The sequence below is a fragment of the Paenibacillus sp. FSL L8-0663 genome (assembly GCF_038008125.1).
GTDB lineage: Bacteria > Bacillota > Bacilli > Paenibacillales > Paenibacillaceae > Paenibacillus > Paenibacillus polymyxa_D.
This window is the reverse complement of sequence record NZ_JBBOYM010000001.1, coordinates 4,658,752-4,681,037: the sequence shown is the minus strand read 5'-3', so window position 1 is coordinate 4,681,037 and position 22,286 is coordinate 4,658,752. Positions and strand designations below refer to the sequence as shown.

18 protein-coding genes are annotated in these 22,286 nt (G+C 45.0%); 15 read left to right on the top strand and 3 right to left on the bottom strand.

Features of this window, described 5'->3' with window-relative positions; genetic code table 11:
* Positions 1–9 precede the first annotated feature (9 nt).
* Positions 10–990, bottom strand: a complete 981-nt coding sequence (locus MKY75_RS20790; RefSeq protein WP_340886376.1) for an ABC transporter substrate-binding protein — start codon at positions 988–990, stop codon at positions 10–12.
* A 397-nt stretch (positions 991–1,387) separates the two neighbouring features.
* On the opposite strand from MKY75_RS20790, the gene isdC reads away from it, so the two are divergent.
* From isdC to MKY75_RS20750, 8 genes are all read left to right on the top strand, one after another.
* Positions 1,388–1,903, top strand: a complete 516-nt coding sequence (isdC, locus tag MKY75_RS20785) for a heme uptake protein IsdC (protein ID WP_029519188.1) — start codon at positions 1,388–1,390, stop codon at positions 1,901–1,903.
* A gap of 72 nt (positions 1,904–1,975) precedes the next feature.
* Positions 1,976–2,443: an NEAT domain-containing protein gene (locus tag MKY75_RS20780; RefSeq protein ID WP_029519187.1), complete on the top strand. Its 468-nt coding sequence runs from the start codon at positions 1,976–1,978 to the stop codon at positions 2,441–2,443.
* Positions 2,444–2,475: 32 nt separating this feature from the next.
* The gene (locus MKY75_RS20775) at positions 2,476–2,973 is read left to right on the top strand and encodes an NEAT domain-containing protein (protein ID WP_039273678.1); all 498 of its coding nucleotides are present in this window, start codon (positions 2,476–2,478) and stop codon (positions 2,971–2,973) included.
* A gap of 98 nt (positions 2,974–3,071) precedes the next feature.
* Positions 3,072–7,055: an NEAT domain-containing protein gene (locus MKY75_RS20770; protein ID WP_318628072.1), complete on the top strand. Its 3,984-nt coding sequence runs from the start codon at positions 3,072–3,074 to the stop codon at positions 7,053–7,055.
* Positions 7,056–7,335: 280 nt separating this feature from the next.
* The gene (gene isdE, locus MKY75_RS20765) at positions 7,336–8,295 is read left to right on the top strand and encodes a heme ABC transporter substrate-binding protein IsdE (protein ID WP_165149420.1); all 960 of its coding nucleotides are present in this window, start codon (positions 7,336–7,338) and stop codon (positions 8,293–8,295) included.
* Between the two features lie 14 nt (positions 8,296–8,309).
* Positions 8,310–9,293, top strand: a complete 984-nt coding sequence (locus MKY75_RS20760; protein ID WP_241113419.1) for a FecCD family ABC transporter permease — start codon at positions 8,310–8,312, stop codon at positions 9,291–9,293.
* Complete coding sequence (locus MKY75_RS20755) at positions 9,283–10,062, top strand: ABC transporter ATP-binding protein (RefSeq protein ID WP_029517161.1); 780 nt, start codon at positions 9,283–9,285, stop codon at positions 10,060–10,062. Before MKY75_RS20760 ends, MKY75_RS20755 begins: the two co-directional genes overlap by 11 nt.
* Before the next feature lie 283 nt (positions 10,063–10,345).
* Positions 10,346–11,974, top strand: coding sequence for an ABC-F family ATP-binding cassette domain-containing protein (locus tag MKY75_RS20750; protein ID WP_013311942.1), 1,629 nt, complete (start codon positions 10,346–10,348; stop codon positions 11,972–11,974).
* A 182-nt stretch (positions 11,975–12,156) separates the two neighbouring features.
* On the opposite strand, the gene MKY75_RS20745 is transcribed toward MKY75_RS20750, so the two are convergent.
* On the bottom strand, positions 12,157–12,342 hold the full coding sequence (locus MKY75_RS20745; RefSeq protein WP_029517162.1) for a hypothetical protein: 186 nt from the start codon (positions 12,340–12,342) through the stop codon (positions 12,157–12,159).
* A gap of 454 nt (positions 12,343–12,796) precedes the next feature.
* Here MKY75_RS20745 and MKY75_RS20740 point away from each other — a divergent pair, with 454 nt between their 5' ends.
* Both MKY75_RS20740 and MKY75_RS20735 read left to right on the top strand, forming a co-directional pair.
* Positions 12,797–13,666 (top strand): cation diffusion facilitator family transporter, encoded by an 870-nt coding sequence (locus MKY75_RS20740; RefSeq protein WP_340886375.1) that lies wholly within the window; start codon positions 12,797–12,799, stop codon positions 13,664–13,666.
* Between the two features lie 191 nt (positions 13,667–13,857).
* Complete coding sequence (locus tag MKY75_RS20735; protein WP_029517165.1) at positions 13,858–15,024, top strand: C40 family peptidase; 1,167 nt, start codon at positions 13,858–13,860, stop codon at positions 15,022–15,024.
* 126 nt (positions 15,025–15,150) lie between these two features.
* Here the strand turns inward: MKY75_RS20735 and MKY75_RS20730 are convergent, their stop codons facing one another.
* Positions 15,151–15,318 carry a DUF1328 domain-containing protein gene (locus MKY75_RS20730; protein ID WP_029517166.1) on the bottom strand — a complete coding sequence of 56 codons (168 nt, stop codon included), beginning with the start codon at positions 15,316–15,318 and terminating at the stop codon, positions 15,151–15,153.
* 260 nt (positions 15,319–15,578) lie between these two features.
* On the opposite strand from MKY75_RS20730, the gene MKY75_RS20725 reads away from it, so the two are divergent.
* The 5 genes from MKY75_RS20725 to MKY75_RS20705 all read left to right on the top strand — a co-directional run bounded on the left by MKY75_RS20725 (position 15,579) and on the right by MKY75_RS20705 (position 22,227).
* Positions 15,579–16,100 carry a DUF948 domain-containing protein gene (locus tag MKY75_RS20725; protein WP_029517167.1) on the top strand — a complete coding sequence of 174 codons (522 nt, stop codon included), beginning with the start codon at positions 15,579–15,581 and terminating at the stop codon, positions 16,098–16,100.
* A gap of 51 nt (positions 16,101–16,151) precedes the next feature.
* Positions 16,152–16,670: a hypothetical protein gene (locus MKY75_RS20720; RefSeq protein ID WP_029517168.1), complete on the top strand. Its 519-nt coding sequence runs from the start codon at positions 16,152–16,154 to the stop codon at positions 16,668–16,670.
* 96 nt (positions 16,671–16,766) lie between these two features.
* Positions 16,767–17,108 (top strand): general stress protein, encoded by a 342-nt coding sequence (locus MKY75_RS20715; protein WP_023990277.1) that lies wholly within the window; start codon positions 16,767–16,769, stop codon positions 17,106–17,108.
* A gap of 234 nt (positions 17,109–17,342) precedes the next feature.
* Positions 17,343–18,524 carry a PP2C family protein-serine/threonine phosphatase gene (locus MKY75_RS20710; RefSeq protein ID WP_340886373.1) on the top strand — a complete coding sequence of 394 codons (1,182 nt, stop codon included), beginning with the start codon at positions 17,343–17,345 and terminating at the stop codon, positions 18,522–18,524.
* Complete coding sequence (locus MKY75_RS20705) at positions 18,508–22,227, top strand: response regulator (RefSeq protein WP_340886371.1); 3,720 nt, start codon at positions 18,508–18,510, stop codon at positions 22,225–22,227. The genes MKY75_RS20710 and MKY75_RS20705 overlap by 17 nt, the downstream gene beginning before the upstream one ends.
* Positions 22,228–22,286 lie beyond the last annotated feature (59 nt).

Here is a 22,286-nt window from a genome sequence, read left to right as displayed (position 1 = left end):
TGCCATCGCCTATTTCGCCGGATACAGCTTTTGATGCATCAAATCCAGCGCTTTAGTGACCCGTGTGCCCGGATTCGTACCGAATAGATCTGAAGGTAAAACCTCGACCTGATTGTTTTTGACTGCTCGGATTCCGTTCCAAGCTGCATTTTCCTGCATTTCCTTTATAAATGCAGCTTTAACATCTTCTGTATTGCCATGAGTTATGATGAAGATGTAGTCAGGGTCAGCCTGTATGATGCGTTCTGTGTTCAGCTGCGCATATTGCGGGAAATTTTGCAGGCCCGGAAAATCAGCGGCGATGTTAGAGCCACCCGCAGCTTCCAGAATGTTTCCACTCAGTGAATTCGGCAGTGCCGCCATGTACGTAGCCGGGGCTCCGTAGACGAGCAACACCTTCGGTTTGGAGGCAGAAGCGGTTTCCTTTTGTAGCTTGGTTACTTGTTGGTCAATTTGCTGGTTCAGCTTTACGGCCCCGGCTTGCTTTTGTAGTAATTGTCCGAACAGTGTAATTTGTGTCTGGATATCCTGAACTGAATTGGCACTAGTCAGCAGCAGCTGTGAACCTACTCCTTCAATGGCTGGAATGTCTTTTTCATTCATAGGATAATTGCCTAGCACGACATCCGGTTTGAGCATCGTAATTTTCTCCAAATCTACTTCATGAGTGGAGCCTATTTGCTGAACGTTCTCAGCAGCAGGTACGACGACAGGTCCATTGGAGTTGGGTCTTCCTACGGCTGTCCCGCCCAATGCGTATATAATATCCAGATCGCCATTGCTGAGCGCAACGATATGTTGAGGAACCTTTTGAAACGCCAACGTCCGTTTTGAAAAATCAGTAACTTGGATGGCTGCACTGCTTGTCGTGCCAGAAGTGGCAGATACGGAGGCACTGGTTGGTTTATGATCTGTGGTCGGGGCACCATTACTACATCCGGTAACTGCCAATAAAAGCACTGCGGACGACCACAACATATAAGATTTCATGTTATTCCTCCTGCAATTTTCGAGTTAAACAATAATGATAATCATTTTCAATTATATATAAGAGAATGATAATGAATATCACTGGGCAATGTCAATTAAAAAAACAAAATTTTTAAATAAATTTTGAACTAAAAATAAAAGGGATATATTCGAATTAAAGAAGAAGGAACTACAAATTTTTCTTAAAAAATAGCATATATCAAGGGATTATGTACACGCAAATACATATTGACATTTTCGAAAAGTGTAAGATATATTGGTGATGGGTTTACTTTATTTTGCGAAATTATGGAATAGGGAGGTGGGGAGACAAGCTCGAAAAGAGCTATTTTTTTAAATTATCAATTGAGAATGATAATCAATTAGTTTATTCTCGTGGGGAGGGACTGCTGTCAAAATGAAGAAGGGGTATTCTGCAATTATTGCTGTGTTTCTGCTGGTGAGTGTGCTGAGCTTTTGGCCAACTTCGTCATCTGTAGGAGCCGCTACGGCTTCTCCAAAATTGGCGGATGGTACATACACGCTCAAATACAATATCCTCAAGGCAGAAAATGACTCGGTGTCCATGGCTAATGATTATTTTGAAAAACCAGCTAAGTTGTATGTGAAAAAAGGTCATATGACCATGCAAATTAAGCTGAATCATAGCGAATGGACAACCGGGTTTAAAGTAGATTACAAAGGCAAAATCATCGATACCAAGGTCATCCATAAGGATGCCAAAACCGATACCCGCACCGTACAATTTCCAATTACGAGTGTGAACAGCCCGCTAATCTCTAAAATCCATGTTACTGTCCCTGCGTATAACTACGATCATGACTATACGATCCGCTTCGCTTTTGATTCCAAAAGTGCCAAAAAAGTAGCAGCCGTCCAGTCAGCAAAATCAACTAAATCTTCCAAGAAGTAAATTCAAGCCATCTCTATCGTTCATAAAATCAACACAAATTCAAGCATAAAAAATGGAGGAGTGTGTGTAGATATGAATATGGTAATGAATCGCTTTGAGCAATTTTCTTTTAAGAAGGTATTCGTAGCATTGATCATGACAGCGCTTGTTTTTGCACTTGTTGCTCCATTCTCAGCTAAAGCGGCAGCAGCCGACGGCACGTACAACGTAGACTACACCGTTCTGAAGGATCAAACCAATGAGACTTCTCGATTGGATAGCTACCTGACGAAGCCTGCTCAGGTTACGGTAGCTAACGGCAAAAATGTCGTTCGTCTGACTGTGAAAAGCAGCAATCTGATTACAACGTTCAAAGTAGAGCAAAATGGCGTACTGCAAGATGCGACTGTAGTGAGCACAGATACTGCTAGCAACACTCGTGTAGTGGAATTCGAGGTTGCTGATCTGAATGCAAAAGTGAATGCTTACGCTGAAATCACAATCCCAGTAATCGGCTACACAGGCAAGTATGATGTACAACTGCAATTCGACGAAATATAATCCAAAAATAAAACGTAAAGGAGATTAAGAACATGAACATGATTATGAATCGTATGGAAAAATTGTCTTTGAAAAAAGTAATGCTTACTGTACTGATGGCAGCGCTTGTTTTTGTGGTACTGGCCCCATTTTCTGCCAATAAGGCGAATGCGGCTTTGCCTAATGGAACGTATCAATTGCCTTATACCGTTTATAAAGATGGAACCACTCAGCCATCTTACATGGATACAAATGGTTATGTGAAAAAACCAGCCACACTGATTGTTACGAATGGTCAATATAAAGTGAGAGTAGCTATTACCAAGAGTGCATGGGTTACTGAATTCAAAACTCAACAAAACGGTCAGTATGTGAATGCGACTGTGGTAAGCACATCAGGGGATACAAGAATAGTCGAATTCCCTGTAACTAGCCCGTCTCAAAAATTGAACGTTAAACTGCATGTAAGTGTGCCTGCAGAATACACTGGTGGTATTCCGTACGATCACGACTATGTTGTTCAATTCCAATTCGACGACAGCGATATCTAAGGCTTCTTTTTGAAAATATAATTTTGAATTGAATACTCATTTGGAGCTTACTTTCAATGCCCCAAATGAGTATATTTTAAGTAGGGGGATACATCACCTTGAAAAGCCGATTTAACAAATACATTACGACATTCGCTGCTATTCTAATGTTGTTTTCTTTATTTTCACCATACGTAGGAGCAACCCCTGAAGTTGATTCCACTTCCCAAAATTTGCCCGATTCAAGCACTACAGTCACTAGTGCTACTTATGCTACTTATGAGATGCCGGTAGAAGTACCTAGCACATATGCTGAGCCTACCAATGCTGTAACTACCACAGATGCGACCTATGCAGATGGAGAATACCTGATTGATTACAAACCTTTAAGAAAGACAGTCAGCGGTAACACCAGAGATTCGAGTTTCAAAACAAACTATACCTATCCTGGAGATTTGATCATTAAGGATGGAAAATACCATTTTTCATTTAAGTTTGCGGAAACTCAAGGGCTATCGAAATTTTTAGTAGAACAAAACGGGGAAACAGTTCCCGCAAAAATAGAGGTGGATTCTGGGAAAGCTTCCGGTACTGTAAGCTTCGATGTTTATGATTTTCATCAAAATGTAAATACGGAGTTTGGATTTAATAGCAGTTCTCCGTGGTATGTAGATACCGATCCAGATCGTTCAGTGAAGGAATGGATTGAGTTTGATCCTTCCAGCTTGAGACTTAAAAACTCAACGGAGAATCCAACGGTTCCACCTGTAACACCACCGGTGACGCCTCCTAATGCAGGAGAAAAACTTTCTGATTTGGACTTTACCCTTTTGAAAGATGGAACCAATGAAAAGTCTATGATGGATGGGTATACGGAGAAACCAGGCTCACTAATTGAGCGTGGAGGTAAACAATATGCCCAGTTCACATTAAAGAACAGCAAACAGATTGATGGTTTTAAGGTAGAGCAAAATGGGGTGTTAACCGACACTTCTGTTGTAAGTGAAGATCAAACTGCGAATACACGAGTGATCGAGTTTGAAGTGAAAGAACTGCCTGCCAAGCTCAACGCATGGGTGAGCATCAACTGGCCTGAGCTGGGCTACGTGCATACTTATAATGTAGATCTTCAGATGTCTTCTGCACCCGCCCCATCAGATTTGGCGGATGGAACGTATTCTATTAATTTTAATACCCTGCACGCCACAAAAGATCAGCCATCAGCCATGGCACAGTATCTGTTGTCTCCGGCAACTTTGACGGTAGCGAAGGGACAAAAAGAAGTTTCCTTCACCATTAAAGACAGCACTACAGTGACGGAATTCAAAACTGAACAAAATGGAACGTTGACGGATGCAGATATTGTAAGTGTGGACAAGACCGCCAATACACGTATTGTGAAATTCAAAGTAGCGGATTTGGACGCGATTTTGAATGCGCAGGTACATGTGAGCACGACCTATCCAGGTGGGGTTTATGAGATGGACCATAAACTTCGGCTTCAGTTCGATAAAAACAGTATCTCGGGAACGGACAACGGTTCAACTCCAGTAACGTCAAATCTGGACTTCACGCTGTTAAAAGACGGTTCAAGTGAAAAGTCTATGATGGATGGATATACAGAAAAACCGGGTACTCTGGTTGAACGTAAAGGCAAGAAATATGTACAGTTCACTTTGAAAAACAGCAAACAAATTGACGGCTTTAAAGTAGAACAAAATGGAGTATTGACCAACACGACCGTAGTAAGTGAAGATCAAACGGCGAATACACGTGTTATCGAATTTGAGGTTAAGGAAGTGCCTGCCAAACTGAATGCATGGGTAAGCATCAACTGGCCTGAGCTGAACTATGTAGAAACCTATGATGTCGATCTTCAATTAGGAGCGGCAACAACCCCGGTTGATCCTGGGACGCCAGGCACACCAGGCACGCCCGGAAAGAATTTAGCTGATGGAACGTATTCAATCAACTTCGATGCGCTGCACGCAATCAAAGATCAAAAATCGGCCATGGCGCAATATTTATTGTCTCCGGCCACACTGACGGTATCAAAAGGCAAGTATGAAGCCTCCTTTACCATCAAAGACAGCACCACCGTGACAGAGTTTAAAACAGAACAAAGCGGGACACTTACGGATGCAGATATCGTTAGTGAGGACAGGAATGCTAATACACGTGTTGTGAAATTCAAAGTGGCGGATTTGGACGCTATTCTGAATGCACAGGTACATGTGAGCACGACCTATCCAGGTGGGGTTTATGAGATGGATCATAAGCTTCGTCTGCAATTTGACCGCAGCAGCATTACAGCTAAAGGACCGGATAACGGAACCACAACCCCAGTTGAAAATGGCAGATACAGCATTGATTTCTCCGTACTCAAAAACGGAAGCAATGAAATATCTGTGATGGATGGATATATGCAAAAGCCAGCCACACTGTTAAAACAGTCTGGTAAAAATATCATTCAGATCAAAATGGACAAGAGCAGCTGGATCAAAACGTTCAAAGTAAATGGTGCAGAGGCTCAGGTTGTCGATCAATCAAGCTCCGCAAATACAAGAACAGTACAATTTGAAGTGCCAAATCTGTCGGATAAAGTGACAGTGAATACGCATGTCATCGTACCTGGATTGGATTTGAGTGGTATCCCATATGATCACGTGTATGATGTGCAGTTCCAATTCGAGCCTGCTACCATTCGAAGCTTTGTTGAGCCTACCTCTTCAGGGGCGGCTGATCCCATGATTAAACTGGATTTTGACAAGCTTGCCAATGGTAAATATGCTTTGAAATTCAGTATTGTTTTGTCAGATGGCTCAACAGCAGCAGATTCACAGGCTCAACGCTTCATCACTGACGAACCGGCGCAATTGGTCGTGGAAGGCGACAAACGGTTTGTAGGTCTGAAGCTGCAAAACAGCAATGAAGTGAAGGCGCTGCGTATTTGGGACAACGCAAGCGGGGACTACCGAGATGCAGAAGTGACCCAGGAAGATGCAGCAAGCAATACGAAGCATGTTCGTTTTAGCGTAAGTGACTTTAAGAGCAATGTAAAAGGCCAACTGGTTGTCTACGAAGCTCCTAAAGTGGCAAGTAGCGCTCAGATGGTTTTCAAGGCGGAGGATCGAGTAGAAAAGGTATATGATTTTGAATTTAAATTCGATACCAGCAATGTATCTTATCACAACGAAACCAAAGCAGACGAAGTAGAACAGGGGAAAAATAACTTGGCCGATGGAGAGTACACTGCGAACTTCCGTGTACTGGCGAACGGAACAGACAAGGATTCTCTAGTGGCTCCTTTTGTGCAGAGTCTAGCGAAGTTGATTGTGAAAAATGGCAAGGTTCAGGCTCATGTAACCGTTACGGACAACCAGGCTTTGAAGCTATTCCAAACGGATTTTGAAGGCCGTTATGCCAATCCGATGATTATGGGTTCGGACACTAAAGGTGACACGCACACGATTGCGTTCGAAGTACCTGATCTGGATAAGAAGTTAAGTGTGTACACACAGGTATATCTGCCTGAGAAATACATTCTAAATGAGAAATTCGGCGGACAGATTCAATTTGACCGTGCATCGCTTAAAGGTGAGGGGGTCAATACAGCTACAACCGTAACCCCTACTGAACCGATAGTAGCTTCTACGGACAAGGCAGCAGAAACAACTGCATCTGTAGCTGAAACCAAACCAGTAGTTGAGCAACCGGTTCAAATGGCTTCCGAGAAGCAATACACGATTAATTACAACGTATTTAAAGACAAAACGAGTGAAGCTTCCGTTATGGACGGTTATCTCGACAAGCCAGCCACACTGATTGAAAAGGGAGACAAGCGCTATATCCAAGTGACATTGAAAAATAGTTCTTGGATGCCAACTTTACAAGTGGAGCAAAACGGTACCCTGAAAGATGTAGAAGTGATCTCGACATCCGGCGATACACGTGTCGTTCAATTCGAGGTAGGGGACTTGTCCCAGAAAATCAGTGCTTACACACACGTTATTGTGCCTGGCTTGGTTCTTGGCGGAGTGCCGTATGATCACTGGTATACAGTTCAGTTCCAATTTGATGAAGCAAGCCTGAAAGCGAAGTAGCCTCAGGTTGTGACCTCAATGAAGCCCGAATAACAGCAAAGTTTGTATGCAAGCAAGTCTTGGTGCCTCGGCGTCAAGACTTGTCAGCATTTACATACCCGAGGAATTTGCAAAAATCCAATAAGCGACTTCTAGTGAACAATATGTAGATCAAACAGTCTAGTTCGTCTATATATTGCACTTTGGAGCGACTGGAGTCGAATTTTGCTAAATCCTGATACCCGAAAAGTTAGGGTTCCTAATGCAGTTCTATATTTTGAATTGAGGTGACTGGATTTTCATGAAACGATATATAGCATGGGCTCAAGGAAGATCGTTTTGTTTGTATATGTTAATCGGCATCGTGATCTTGTTGCTGGCCGGATGTTCGGGAGGAGGACAGGCTGGACAGAATCAGAGCGATGGTTCGAAATCAGCGGCAACATCTGATGCAACCGGAAAGTCGTCTGACGGTAAAGCTCAAGCTCCTCGTATTGTGGCGACTACGGTAGCCATTGCGGAAATCACGGATGCGCTGGGCCTGGATTTGGCAGGTAAGCCGACAAGCACGAAAGTGCTGCCTGACCGTTACAAGGATGTGCCTGATGTGGGTAATCCGATGAGTCCCGACATGGAAAAAGTGATGTCACTGAAGCCGACGGATGTACTGTCGGTGACGACACTGAAATATGATCTGGAGCCTAAATTTAAAGATTTGAACATCAATGCCGAATTTTTGAATTTTGAAAGTCTCGCGAATATGCAAAAAGAAATTCAAAAGCTGGGAGACACGTTTGGCAAAGCCGAAAAGGCTAAAGAGATTAATGGAGCGTTGGATGCCAAAGTAACTGAGATTCAACAAAAGATCAAAGGGAAGAAATCTCCTAAAGTATTGATTTTGCTGGGAGTACCGGGAAGCTATCTGGTGGCTACCGAGCATTCCTATATTGGGGATCTGGTTAAAATTGCAGGCGGAACAAATGTGGTTCAGGGCGAGAAGGTGGAGTTCATTGCCCACAATACCGAAGCCTTGCAGCAATCCAACCCTGATATCATTTTGCGCGCTGCACACGGGATGCCGGATGAAGTAGTGAAAATGTTCGATGAAGAGTTCAAAACCAACGATATCTGGAAGCATTTCAACGCTGTGAAAAATGGGCATGTCTATGATCTGCCTGAACCGTTGTTTGGCACAACAGGGAATCTAGCGGCAAACTCGGCGCTAGATGAGCTGATGAAAATGCTGTATCCTTCGAATTAAAGGAGGCTGATGACATGTCCAAAAAAGGTTGGAGTCTTATTGTTGTAATGGTCTTGCTCGTCGGCGTCATGTTATATTCAGCGATGACAGGTAGTCTCAAGGTGGATTTGAGTCAGTTGGTCACCGGATTGTGGACAGGTACAGATGATCAGGTAAATGTGGTCAAGGACCTGAGACTACCGAGAATTATCGTAGCCGTGATGGCAGGTGCAGCACTTGCAGTGGCGGGTGTCTTGCTGCAAGCTGTTATGAAAAACCCGCTGGCAGATGCCGGAGTTATCGGCATTTCTTCGGGAGCAGCATTGATCTCGCTGATTGCGGTGACGGTCTTTCCAATGCTTTATTTCTGGATGCCGTTCTTTTCATTTATTGGCGGTGCGATAGCTTGTTTAATGGTTTATGGATTTTCATGGAGATCCGGCTTGCATCCGATTCGTCTCATTCTGATCGGGGTAGCTGTGAATGCCATTTTTTCTGGTTTAGGTCAGTCATTTAATTATCGAGGCAGCTATGCGGTCACCAGCATTAACCAGGTTACTACTTCAACCTTGTCTATGAAAAAATGGGTAGATGTCGAGGTTATTGTGACCTATGGCGGGATTGGACTAATTTTGGCCATGCTCGTGTTCTCTTGGTGCAATTTCTTGTCCCTTCAAGATAAAACAGCTAAAAATCTGGGATTCAATGTAACACGCGCACGACTTTTGATTTCTGTGATTGCAGTGCTGCTTGCAGCAACGGCTACAGCCATCGCAGGAGTGATTGCCTTTATCGGCCTGCTCGTTCCGCATTGTGCCCGCTACCTAGTTGGCTCGGATCATAAGTGGTTGATTCCATTTTCAGCCTTATGCGGTGGCTTGTTGCTGCTGCTCGCGGATACTCTGGGGCGGACGGTGCTTGCTCCCAATGAAATCCCGGCTTCTATTATTATGGCCGTCATTGGCGGGCCGTTCCTGATATTCCTGATCAGAAAGGCGGATCGCAGCTATGGACATTAAGGATATAACCTTCTCATATGATCGGAAAACAGATCGTCTGCACGCTATTCATGCTGTTATTGAGTCAGGACGGATTACGACCATTATTGGTCCCAACGGATGCGGCAAATCGACGCTGCTCAGCGTGATGTCCAACAATGCTGTTCCCCGCTTGGGACAGGTGATTCTGGACGGCAAAGAAATAGCCCACTACAAGCCCAAGGAGCTGGCCCGTCAATTGGCGGTAGTCCATCAGCAGAACGAGGCACCTTCCGACCTGACTGTAGAAAAGCTCGTAAGCTTCGGCAGGTTGCCGCATAAGAACATGTTCACAGCGAGGCGTGACGAGGATGAGGAGGCGATTGAGTGGGCGATAGCCTGTACTAACCTGAACGAACGTAGAACTCGCACGTTGGATCAACTCTCAGGAGGAGAACGGCAGCGTGTATGGATTGCAATGGCCTTGGCACAGCGGACTCCCATTTTATTTTTGGATGAGCCGACCACCTATTTGGATATGTACTACCAGCTTGAAATTTTAGAGCTCATTCGGCAGTTAAACCAGGAACATGGACTGACAATCGTGATGGTGCTGCATGATATCAATCAGGCTATTCGGTATAGCGATGTAATGATTGCCATGAAGGAAGGGCGTATTATAGCGAACGGCCCACCTACAGAGGTCGTTACATCTGAACTGATCCAGGCAGTTTATGATGTGGAGGTCGTAATCAAACAGGATGATGAAGCGGGCATGTATCTCATTCCGATAGGAGTCGGGGCTTCCTGACATTTACAAGCATACGGAACATTATTGCTGCGACTGAATAACGCGTTTGTCCTCACGGCATTTCAACGAATTTAAAACATGAAAATGGCTCTGGTCCATGTGTTTTGTCAGGTGACAACCGTGGAGACAGAAGCATTTTTTATTTTATTTATAAGATATTGGATGAGATTCAGGGACGGTTATGCTTATACTACGGTTCGAATCCGATCTTTTGTGTGTTATACTATTGCCGTCGGTAATTTTGTGTTTAGCACTTAACTAATGATAAGGATGGTATGCTTATATGATCAGTACAAGCGGCGTAACGCTTCGTTATGGGAAACGCCCACTTTTTGAAGACGTAAATATCAAATTTACTCCTGGGAACTGCTACGGCCTGATTGGGGCGAATGGCGCGGGCAAATCCACTTTTTTGAAAATTCTTTCCGGTGAAATCGAAGCCAATTCAGGCGAGGTTCACATGACACCGGGCGAACGGATGGCAGTGCTCAAGCAGAACCATTATGAATACGATGAATTCCCGGTTCTGGAAACCGTTATTATGGGTCATACGCGTCTGTATGAAATCATGAAGGAAAAAGATGCGCTGTATGCCAAAACAGAATTTACTGAAGCAGACGGCCTGCGTGCCGGTGAACTGGAAGGCGAATTTGCGGAGCTGAACGGTTGGGATGCTGAGCCGGATGCAGCTTCCTTGCTGATCGGTCTTGGTATTCCTCGCGACCTGCATGACAAGAACATGTCTGAGCTGAGTGGTAATGACAAGGTACGTGTTCTCCTGGCTCAAGCGTTGTTTGGTCGTCCGAACAATTTGCTGCTTGATGAGCCTACCAACCATTTGGACCTCGAATCCATTCAATGGCTGGAAAATTTCTTGATGGACTATGAAGGCACCGTCATCGTCGTATCCCATGATCGTCACTTCCTGAACAAGGTATGTACGCATATTGCGGATATCGATTTTGGCAAAATCCAGATGTACGTCGGCAACTACGACTTCTGGTATGAGTCCAGCCAGCTTGCGCTTGCCTTGACGCGTGATGCCAACAAGAAAAAGGAAGAGAAGATCAAGGAACTGCAAGCCTTTATTCAGCGCTTTTCCGCGAATGCTTCCAAGTCCAAACAAGCTACTTCACGTAAAAAACAACTGGATAAAATTACGCTGGACGACATCCGTCCATCGAACCGTAAATATCCTTTCCTGAACTTCAAGCCTGAACGCGAAGCAGGCAAACAACTCTTGACAGTAGACCGCCTCAGTAAAACCGTTGAAGGCGAGCAAGTGCTGAATGAGTTCAGTCTGGTTGTGAACAAAGGCGATAAAATCGCGTTTGTTGGGCCGAACGGTTTGCCTAAATCGACGCTCTTCCAAGTATTGATGAACGAGATCGAAGCAGACAGCGGAGAATTTTCTTGGGGGATTACAACTAGCCAAGCTTATTTCCCGAAAGATAATTCCACCTATTTTGAAGGTGTGGACATGAATCTTGTGGAATGGCTCCGTCAATATTCCAAGGATCAGGACGAAACGTTCCTGCGTGGTTTCTTGGGACGTATGCTTTTCTCTGGTGAAGAAGCACTTAAGAAAGCAAGTGTACTGTCCGGGGGCGAAAAGGTTCGCTGTATGCTGGCGAAAATGATGCTGAACGGTGCCAATGTGCTGTTGCTGGAAGAACCGACCAACCACTTGGATTTGGAGTCCATTACAGCGCTGAACAATGGTCTGATTGATTTTGACGGTACTATATTGTTCACATCTCATGACCATCAGTTTATTCAAACGATTGCGAACCGCATTGTGGAAATTACACCAAACGGCGTAATCGACCGTACGATGAGCTATGATGAATACTTGGAAAATGAAGAAATCGCGAAATTGCGTGAACGTATGTATCCGGTAGAAATCGGCTAAAATTCCAACCGGCTATCTTCAACAACTAGATAAACGAAAGAGGAGCTCCTTTAGGCCATTGAGATGGCAGGGAGACTCCTCTTTTTCGTTTTTGTGCCATGCCCATAGCTTACTTGGCTCTGGCCGTGAGGTAAGATAGACCTCGCCAGACCTTTGGTACCCTATAAAGGCTATGAGGTGGCTTATGATCCGCCTGTACGACGGCGTTGGTTGTTCGGCTTCTTCGTATTTTGGCTTTTCAGTGTTTTGGTGGAACCGCCTTGAAAGCCGCCCTGCTGTGAAGCACCGGACTGCTGTTTTTTTTGTGCCAGCTTTTCCCGAATGGCATCTGCGAGATTAACTTTACGTGGTTCATTGGCATCGCTCATGAATAAATTCCTCCTGTTGCCGCCAGATTCATGTCAATCATGTTGGATTGAAGAAAAACGCGGCTGTGTCCTCATTTTATACGTTTTTAAAAGAAGGGACAAGGGCAACAATGATAACACCCATCTGGGGTGGGGCGGGAGAGAAAACGTCTGTTTTTTGTGTGAAGGAAAAAATGTTTTGTGTAACCTACAGGAATGGGGCCTGGCAATACTTTTTCGTTGTTCCTACAGCGATGCAGAGCGGAAAGACTGTTTCTCTAGACCCACACAAAGTTCGTCTGCTATCCTGAAAATAACAGTTACCCAAAGGTGAATTGTTATTTTCAGGATAGCTACGCTGCTTGTTTGAAAAGTTAATGTTGAGGGTTCAAGGCAGCGATGCTGCTATTTTTATTTTTGGGCCCGGTGAGGTCGTTCTGCTGGGAACTATATATTTGAAGGAGTGTCCTACGTTGTGGTAAATGTCTATGATGAAATCCGAAAAGGTGAGCGTGGGGCGTGGGTAAGCATTGCTGCTTATCTCTTGCTGTCCGCCTTTAAGCTGATTAGCGGGTATATATTTGCTTCTAGCGCATTGCGGGCGGATGGCTTCAATAATGTCACCGATATTGTAGTGTCGGTTGCTGTACTGGTTGGACTGAGAATTTCCCAAAAGCCACCGGACTCTGATCATGCCTATGGACATTTTCGGGCAGAAACGATCGCGGCGCTGCTGGCGTCCTTTATTATGGCTGTCGTCGGTTTGCAGGTGCTTATTGATGGGATCGGCAGCATTTTCAAGGGCGGAAAGCAAATACCGGATATCACCTCCGCGGGTGTAGCTGTGATTTGTGCCATGATTATGCTGGGAGTGTACTTGTACAATAACAGGCTGGCACGGCAAATTAACAATAAGGCTTTGCTGGCAGCGGCCAAGGATAATCTATCGGATGCACTTGTCAGTGTTGGGGCAGCAGTTGGCATTATCGGCGCACAGTTCGGGCTACCCTGGCTGGATACTGTAGCTGCGATCGCGGTAGGATGTATCATTTGCAAAACAGCGTGGGATATTTTTAAGGATTCCACACACAGCTTGACCGATGGATTTGATGAGCAAGAACTGTCTGACTTACGAAGTACGATTGCCCGTATACCTGGAGTAGAGGGGATTCGGGACGTTAAGGCACGTGTACACGGCAATCATGCACTAGTGGATGTGGTCATTGAGGTGAATCCGCAACTCAGCCTGATTGAAGGGCATCGGATCAGCGACCGGATTGAGGAGCGCCTACAAGAGGTTCATAATACGATGCATGTCCATGTCCATGTAGAACCCAAATTATAGATTAATTATTAAATAGTTAGTATTAAAAGTGACTTTAGACCTATATGTAAAAGGCGTATACGCTTCCTTTTGTGACGTTTGGATTATATCTCTCTTCCTGCTGCTTTTACTATAATGAAGGCATGTCCGGCTATATTCGTCGGAATTGGATATGCTCTTCAAATTCGTAAAAACAGCCAGGAGGTGCAACATTGAGAAGACGCGTGATGGGAATGCTCATGACGTCAGCCGCGCTGTTGACAGCAATTCATGTGGCGCCGGGTCAGGTTGACGCAGCGGCATCAACAGCATCCACGGGACAGAAGGCGGTTATTCAGGCGGCTGTAAAGCTTAGATCCGGTCCTTCGACTACAGGGGATGTAGTCAGCTTTATGAAGCAGGGAGAGGCCGTAACGGTATTGGAGAAAACCAACAGCTATTGGTATAAGATCAAGACTTCTGATGGAGTAACCGGATACACTAGCAGCTCCGACAAGTACATAAAAGTTGGCGCTACCAGCGTCGCTGCTGCTGTCACCCCGTCTACCACTCGTAAATCGGAAGCCACAGAGTCAGTTAAAAATGTTTCAGCTAAAGAGGCTGTGGCCTCAGTGAATAGTTCTGCCGGTCAAACGAAAGCTACGATTCAAACGTCCGTTCGTTTGCGGGCGGAGGCATCCACTTCTTCCGAGGTCTTGGGCTATTTGAATGCAGGGGATGTCGTTACGATTACCGATCCAAGTAATGCCTATTGGTTCAAGGTTACCAATGCTGGTGGTACGGTGGGTTACGTCAGCTCGTCTCCACAGTATATTCGTATTGGTGAGGGCGTTGTTGTGCAGCAGCCTGTGTCTGCTCCGGTGACAACCACTCCTGATACTACTGCAATACCTGTGACAGCCTCTCCTGCGTCAACTATGAACATATTTTCCGGTGATGCAGCGGCTGCAATAGAGCAGGTTATTAACACGGGGATGACTTATCTCGGAACTCCATATGAATATGGTTCGGATCGTAGCAGTACGGCTACTTTTGATTGCTCGGCATTTACCCGTCAAATTTTCCGTCAGGCTGTAGGTATCCAGCTTCCGGCAGATTCTCGTTCACAGGGTGAGTGGATCAAGCAAAACAGTCAGCCGAATACGGACATGACTACGCTGAAGCGTGGCGATTTGCTCTTCTTTACAAATTATAATGCATCTTCCGGGGCGTACACGTCCTTGGATAACTCCTCCCAAACGATTACACACGTAGCTGTATATTTGGGAGACAACAAGCTTCTCCATACGTTTTCTGTAGCGGGTGGCGGTGTAAAAGTTACGGATTTCAGCAAGCCTTGGCAGGACCGTTTCCTGTTTGGGGGCAGCGTGATTCAATAAAAGCGCCGCTAACTGTTAAAAAGCTGCATCAAAAAAGGATGTTCCACAGCCCTGTTGACCAGGGTGGGAACATCCTTTTTTTATAGACATTTAGAATATTGCTTTTGTGCAGCTAGCATCCGATAACTATGAAACCCGTTTTCTTCTGGTGAAGAGTGAAATGACGAACAACACCAGAAATATCACAAATAATATTTTAGCGATTGTAGCAGCTACGGACACGACGATACCAAAAAAACCTAAGATACCGGCGATCACAGCAAAAATTAAGAATAAAGCGGACCATTTTAGCATGTTCTGTATCCTCCTTTAATTGTATATAATGTGGCATACTCACGCCCCGATAGAGCATGGTTGCAGATGATGGAGACTTCTATAGAATATTCGTGTCTGTGCCATCGTTATACGTTGTTTTAAACGGTGTGAGAGTCCGTGAATCATAACGTTTGGAGCGGAGAAGAAGCCAGCCTGGACGTTGTTTCGTGTCTGAATCTAAAGGGTAACTATGCAGTAATCATAAACATCATCGTGAAAGACGAAAGAGAGGTTACGCTATGTTAACACAGGTCAGCATTTTTATTATTGCTATCGCATTTGCAGTTCTCGTTATTTTCCTCATTAAAACGTTGAAAGCAGCACAAGGCTCTTTGGATAAGGTGACTCAAACCTTGCAGGATGTACAAAAAACGATTGATGAACTGAGTTATGAAGTAAAACAAACGGTTCGACATGCGAATGACATCACCGCAGATGTTGATCATAAATTGAAGCAAGTGGAGCCAGTGATGGAATCGGTTAGAAATTTGGGGGAGGTACTCAGCGAAGTGACGTTGGCTGCCAAGCAGGCTTCAACAGCCTTAATGACACGGTTTCAGAAATCGCATAGCGCTGCGAGTAATACTTCCAGAACGGATAACGCGATCAAGGCAACGACATCGAATAGACCTTTGACCGCAACGGAGCGGACGGTTCAGAGCTACAATGCGACTTATGAGGAGCCTGCGGCCAAGCCAGGTAAAAACTGGTTGGGTTATGTAGACATCGCTGCTGGGGTGTGGCAGAAAATGCGTCAGTAGCATAGTGGCTGAACCGTAAACTACAGGAAATTCATTGAAAGGGTGAGATTTATGATGAAGACGTTATTACTAGCTGCTGGTTTGCTCACTCCCTTTTCTGGACAGGATACGGTTCAGCAAACCGTTTCCCCGCAAATAGCGGGACATGTGGTTAGGACTGTGCAGACGATACCCGCTCCACATGCTGTACCAGCAGATTTTCATACCTTAAATGGCATATCTTTGGATGATACACGTGCTGATGTATTGAAAAAGCTGGGCAAGCCACAGCGAGTCAAAAAGGATAAGTTGCTGCTTTCTACAGAATACCAATATCCAGATGTTGTGGTAGGTATGCGTGAGGACGTCGTTTCTTATGTGCATGTAGATCCTGCTGCCGGTCGAATCAAGGTGAATGATAAGTGGCTGCCGCTGCAACGGAAAACGCTCGATCAGGCGCTGGGTGGCTCGCAATTCACGGCGGAAGACGGAGAGGTATATGTACGCGGACAACGTGCAATCAAAGTGTTTATGGATGAGACGTCTGATAAACCTAAGTATGTTGAGTTTTTTGATGAAACGGAATGGTAATTGATTTTTTTAAGGCATGACATAACATGGAAGTTTCAAATGGATATGTGAAGTGTAATAGTCAGAGAAGTCAATCCTTAAAGGAGCGTGAGAAACATGAATCAGACCAATCATAAATCTTATGCCAAAGTGGTAGATAACGGTGTACAAGCCGTTGAAGCAGTAAATGAGTTGCGTAACACAGGCTATCGTTATGAGGATGTGTTCGTGCTCGCTCATGATCAGGATCGGACAGATCGTATTGCCGATACGGTGGATGCCAAGGAAATCGGGATTAAGGAAGAGGGCGTTTTCGATTCATTAGCCAACTTGTTCCGTTCCCGCGGCGATGAGCTTCGCGCTAAAATTACTTCCTTGGGATTTACAGATACGGAAGCTGACTTTTATGAAAAAGAACTGGATCAGGGGAAAGTGCTGGTCATTGCTAAAAAAGCGTGATATCGCTGTTCACTATAAGAGCAGCGTGACATTAGATTCGAAAAAGAGGAAGTTGACCGCAGCACAAGTGTTTCGCGGGTCCTCCAAAAACATAGATAAGGAATGGGGTTCAGCCTCATTCCTTATCTATGTTTTTGGAATGCCTTCTTACGGAAACACTACTACTAATCAACAAGGGTGTTGCCGTTTAAGTAGGTATAGTATAATACATGAGTTACAGATAAGGAGAAGCCAATGAGAATTCTAATTGTTGACGATAACCCGACGAATATCATTATTATTCGTGAGATACTAAAAAAAGAAAATTATCGGGATGTGATCTCTGCTAACTCGGCCGCAGAAATGTTAGAGCATCTGGGAATAGGCGATCGTACCATTAGTCTCAGGCCCCGTTCTTCAGATATTGATCTGGTGCTGCTGGATATGATGATGCCTGAAATGGACGGCATTGAAGCTTGCAGTATTGTGCAGGAATATGAGCATTTAAAAGATATCCCGATTATTATGGTAACGGCTGTAGGTGATTCTAAAAAATTGGCTGAAGCTCTGGATGTGGGAGCCGTCGATTACGTCACGAAGCCGATCAACAAGGTAGAGCTAATGGCGCGAATCCGATCTGCCTTGCGTCTCAAATTGGAGAAGGACTGGCATAAGGATCGGGATCAGCGAATTCAGGATGAGTTGAAGCTGGCCGCGATGGTGCAGCAAGCGGTACTTAGTCCTGCCATTCAGGACCCGGTGCTGCAAGTAAATGCGCTCTATCAGCCTTCCTTTGAACTGGCAGGGGATTTATATTCTTGGTATCCGTTAGGGGAGGGGCGATATGCCATCATTTTGCTGGATATGATGGGACATGGCATTTCTTCTTCGCTGTTCTGCATGTTCATTGCATCTGTACTTAAGGACACGGTGACCACGTATGTGGAGCCTGAGAAGGTCATACAAGAGCTGAATCGTCGTTTTAATCAACTGGATCTGGGCAAACAGCTGGTACAGTATTATTTTACGGCGATTTATATGGTGATTGATACCCGTGCACGGCGAATTGACTATGTAAATGCGGGACATCCTCCCGGTTTGCTGTTCAACCAGGATGGTAGCATTACCAAATTTGACCGTGCATGCAGCCCGGTTGGTTTATTTGATAAGATTGATGCAGAAATGCACACGATTCATTATGAAGGAACAGGGCATATCGCTTTGTATACGGATGGCTTGCTGGAGGCGGTGGAAGGTGAATATGAGGAGCAGTTGGAGTATCTGACTGAGTGTCTGCGTAAATATGAGCAATGGAATGAAGAAGCGATGCTGGATGCTTTTTTTCGTAAAGAGGCGCCACAAGATCGTGATGATGATAAATGCCTGATCTGGATTTCGTTGAAAGAGGGAGAGAGCTTGCATGAAAATCAGAAATAAACTGCTGATTGGCTTTGGATCGCTTATGGCGATCCTCCTTGTGCTGACACTAATCAGCTATGACCGGATGGGGAGCCTGAATGAGCAGTTGAATCAGGTTTATCAGGATCGATATATGAAAGTCCGGAAAACAACAGCTATTCGCGGGCAGGTGAACGATATGGCCAAAGTGATGGCCAATCTGATCTTGAATCCAGGTTCCTCCGTTAGTGAGACCAAACGCGAGCTGGACGATATTTCGGCTACTGGAACGAAAGTGCTGGCTAGTCTGCAAACGAATTCCGGCACCAGTGAAGAGCAACAGCAGGTTGATCGGGTAGCCGTCGCGTGGAATGAATTTTTAAGTTACGAACAAAGACTGGTCTCTTTGTTGGGGCAAGATCGTATTGATGAGGCTAACGCTTTCCGCAATAGTACTGGTTTGCCTGCCCAAGAGGAGGCGATGGATAGTATTAATGCCCTTGCCGTTTTTCAGGATCGGGAAATTGATAGCGACATGAAGCAAGCCAATTTGGCGTATGAAGAATCTGTGCAGATTACCACAATTCTGATGGCCGCCGGCCTGATCATGGGCTTACTGGTTATTTTGTGGGTGCTCCCAAGTATTGCCAAAGGTCTAAATGTCGTGAATCTCATGATTAATGGTTTTGGCAAGGGAAAGTACAGGGCCATCAGCCGAATGAGTGTTGCCTCCAAAGATGAAATCGGTGAGGTCGCTCGTGTATTTCAACAAATGGCCGGAGACTTGGAAGAAAAGCGGAAATTTGAACATTCCGTCCTTCAAACGCAGAAGGACCAAACTTGGCTTAATGCCAATACTGCTCGAGTGACTGAGTTGTTCCGTGGCGTAAATTCACTGGAGCAGGTTGCTCAGATGTTCATTAGTGAGTTTACGCCCATCTTGGGAGGCAGTTATGGAGCCATCTATTTGCAAGGAAAAGATGTAGAAGACAACCGATTTAAGTTATACGGCTCCTATGCAAAGGTGACTGGCGAAAATTCGATTAGAGACGTTATCCAGGTAGGCGAAGGGTTGCTCGGACAATGTGTTTTGGATCGTAAGCCGATCTTGATTACAGAGGCTCCTGACGGATATTTGTCCATAGGCTCTGCCTTAGGAGAAAGTAAGCCAGTGGGAATTATGATTTTCCCTATTTTGTTCGAAGATGAGTGCATCGGTGCTATAGAAATAGCGTCACTTGATCGCTTCAGTGATCTGGAAACGAAGCTGTTTGCTCAATTAGTAGAGAGCATGGGGATCATTCTGAACAATATCAAGGGACGGATGCGTGTAGAGCAATTGCTGCGCGAGTCCCAGGCACTTACTGAGGAATTGCAATGCCAGTCCGAGGAGCTACAAACTCAGCAAGAGGAACTCAAGCGCTCCAACGAAAATTTGGAGGAGCAAACAGAGGAACTCAAGCGTTCAGAGGAATTGTTACAGCGTCAACAAGAAGAATTGGAGCATTTTAATACTGAACTAATTGCCAAAACCAGAGCGCTAGAAGAACAGGTACGAGAAGTGGAAGAAAAGAACGACGAGATTGAACATGCACGAGCTCAGTTGGAACAACAGGCCATGCAGCTAGGAATCACAAGCAAATACAAATCTGAGTTTTTGGCCAATATGTCTCATGAGCTGCGTACTCCGCTAAATAGCTTGCTCATTCTTTCTCAGCTCTTGTCTGAGAACAAGGAAGGCAATCTCAAGCCGAAGCAGGTGGAATATGCACAAACCATTTATATGTCAGGCGCGGATTTGCTGAAAATGATTGATGAAATTCTGGATTTATCCAAAGTGGACGCTGGAAAAATGGATATTAACCATGAAGCGGTCCACTTGAAGGAACTGGAACTGTTTGTGGAGCAGAATTTTGCTCCGGTCGCAGCCCAACGTGGGCTTCAACTGCATACCGAGATCGAAGAGAACTTGCCAGATGCCATTATCAGTGACGGTTATCGTCTCAAACAAATTTTACGTAATTTGTTGTCCAATGCATTCAAGTTCACCACGGAAGGATCTATTCGTTTCAGTGTATCTCGGGCAAATGGAGAACAGCTTCCGGGTCTGCTAAATCCACGAAGATCCTATCTGGCTCTATCTGTGCATGATACGGGCATTGGGATTGCTTCCGATAAAACGGATCTGATCTTCGAAGCCTTCCAGCAGGTAGACGGTACAACCAGCCGGAAATATGGGGGGACAGGACTAGGTCTGTCAATCAGCCGCGAGCTTTCCAGATTGTTGGGCGGTGTGATTACGGTGGAATCCGAGCAGGGACAGGGCAGTTGCTTCACACTGTATTTGCCGGAACAAACGCCTACGGCTGAGGATATGGATTCTCATTCGAGAGAGGAATTTAACGGTACGGATGTGAATTCGAATTTTGAGAATGTTGCAGCCTCGGCAGAAACGGACCTTCCCATGATTATGCCTGCTAAACAGTTGCCATTATATCAGATACCTTCGAAAAACAAAGCGGAGGACATTATACATCCAGGGGACGACCGAAACGAGATTACCTCGCAGGATAAAGTGCTGCTGATTATTGAGGATGATATTAATTTTGCTAATATTTTGTACGATATGGCTCGTAGCCGGGGCTTTAAGGCACTGATCGCTCTCCAAGGAGACGATGGGCTCAACATGGCTCAGTCTTATTTGCCGGACGCTATTATATTAGATATTCAATTACCTGTGATGGATGGCTGGTCCATTTTAGGCGAGCTAAAAGGAAATTCATCGACACGTCATATTCCAGTGCATGTTATTTCAGTCATAGATGATGTGAAGCAGGGCTTAATGATGGGCGCGATTGCCTATCTCAAAAAGCCTTCCTCGAAGGAAAGTCTGGATAAGGCATTTTCACATATAAAATCGTATACAGACCAAATGGTCAAACGTCTTCTTGTGGTTGAAGATGACGATAATCAGCGTAAATCCATTATTGAGCTGATCGATCATGATGATGTTGCCATTACGGCGGTATCGACAGGTCAGGAAGCACTGAATGAGCTGGCCACTCAGCGGTATGACTGCATGGTACTGGATCTGATGCTGAGCGACATGACTGGTTTTGAGCTGCTGGATCGTATTCGAGAGAACGAGCAGCTAGCTGATCTGCCGATCATTATTTATACAGGCAAAGATCTGGATAACAAAGAAGAAACGCAACTTCGCAAATATGCAGAGTCTATTATTATTAAAGATGTTAAATCGCCGGAACGGCTTTTGGACGAAACAACGCTGTTCTTGCATCGTGTAGAGGCGAATCTTCCTGAGGACAAACGCAAAATTTTGCAAAAGCTATACAACAAGGAAGAGCTGTTTGAAGGTAAAAAAATATTGTTGGTAGACGATGATATTCGCAATGTATTTGCTCTGTCCAGTGTGCTGGAAAGCTATCGTATGGATGTTACCTTTGCGGAAAATGGAAGAGAAGCACTGGAACTGCTGGAACAGACACCTGATTTTGATCTGGTGCTGATGGATATGATGATGCCGGAAATGGATGGATATGAAGCGATGCGACGTATCCGGCTAATGCCACAATTCGAGAAGATGCCTATTATTGCCCTGACAGCCAAGGCCATGAAGGATGATCGTTCCAAGTGTATTGAGGCAGGCGCTTCCGATTATGTGAAAAAACCGATTCAAACCGAACAACTTTTATCATTAATGCGGGTGTGGTTGTATTCGTAACCCAAAAAAATGGGTAATATAAATCGACACATGATGGGAGCGGCACAGGCAAAACCTAT

What these genes read in the sequence shown, in the direction of transcription:
- MKY75_RS20790 (WP_340886376.1), bottom strand. Translation starts at nt 990, where the DNA reads ATGAAATCTTATATGTTGTGGTCGTCCGCAGTGCTTTTATTGGCAGTT.
- isdC (WP_029519188.1), top strand. Translation starts at nt 1,388, where the DNA reads ATGAAGAAGGGGTATTCTGCAATTATTGCTGTGTTTCTGCTGGTGAGT.
- MKY75_RS20780 (WP_029519187.1), top strand. Translation starts at nt 1,976, where the DNA reads ATGAATATGGTAATGAATCGCTTTGAGCAATTTTCTTTTAAGAAGGTA.
- MKY75_RS20775 (WP_039273678.1), top strand. Translation starts at nt 2,476, where the DNA reads ATGAACATGATTATGAATCGTATGGAAAAATTGTCTTTGAAAAAAGTA.
- isdE (WP_165149420.1), top strand. Translation starts at nt 7,336, where the DNA reads ATGAAACGATATATAGCATGGGCTCAAGGAAGATCGTTTTGTTTGTAT.
- MKY75_RS20760 (WP_241113419.1), top strand. Translation starts at nt 8,310, where the DNA reads ATGTCCAAAAAAGGTTGGAGTCTTATTGTTGTAATGGTCTTGCTCGTC.
- MKY75_RS20755 (WP_029517161.1), top strand. Translation starts at nt 9,283, where the DNA reads ATGGACATTAAGGATATAACCTTCTCATATGATCGGAAAACAGATCGT.
- MKY75_RS20750 (WP_013311942.1), top strand. Translation starts at nt 10,346, where the DNA reads ATGATCAGTACAAGCGGCGTAACGCTTCGTTATGGGAAACGCCCACTT.
- MKY75_RS20745 (WP_029517162.1), bottom strand. Translation starts at nt 12,342, where the DNA reads ATGAGCGATGCCAATGAACCACGTAAAGTTAATCTCGCAGATGCCATT.
- MKY75_RS20730 (WP_029517166.1), bottom strand. Translation starts at nt 15,318, where the DNA reads ATGCTAAAATGGTCCGCTTTATTCTTAATTTTTGCTGTGATCGCCGGT.
- MKY75_RS20725 (WP_029517167.1), top strand. Translation starts at nt 15,579, where the DNA reads ATGTTAACACAGGTCAGCATTTTTATTATTGCTATCGCATTTGCAGTT.
- MKY75_RS20720 (WP_029517168.1), top strand. Translation starts at nt 16,152, where the DNA reads ATGATGAAGACGTTATTACTAGCTGCTGGTTTGCTCACTCCCTTTTCT.
- MKY75_RS20715 (WP_023990277.1), top strand. Translation starts at nt 16,767, where the DNA reads ATGAATCAGACCAATCATAAATCTTATGCCAAAGTGGTAGATAACGGT.
- MKY75_RS20710 (WP_340886373.1), top strand. Translation starts at nt 17,343, where the DNA reads ATGAGAATTCTAATTGTTGACGATAACCCGACGAATATCATTATTATT.
- MKY75_RS20705 (WP_340886371.1), top strand. Translation starts at nt 18,508, where the DNA reads ATGAAAATCAGAAATAAACTGCTGATTGGCTTTGGATCGCTTATGGCG.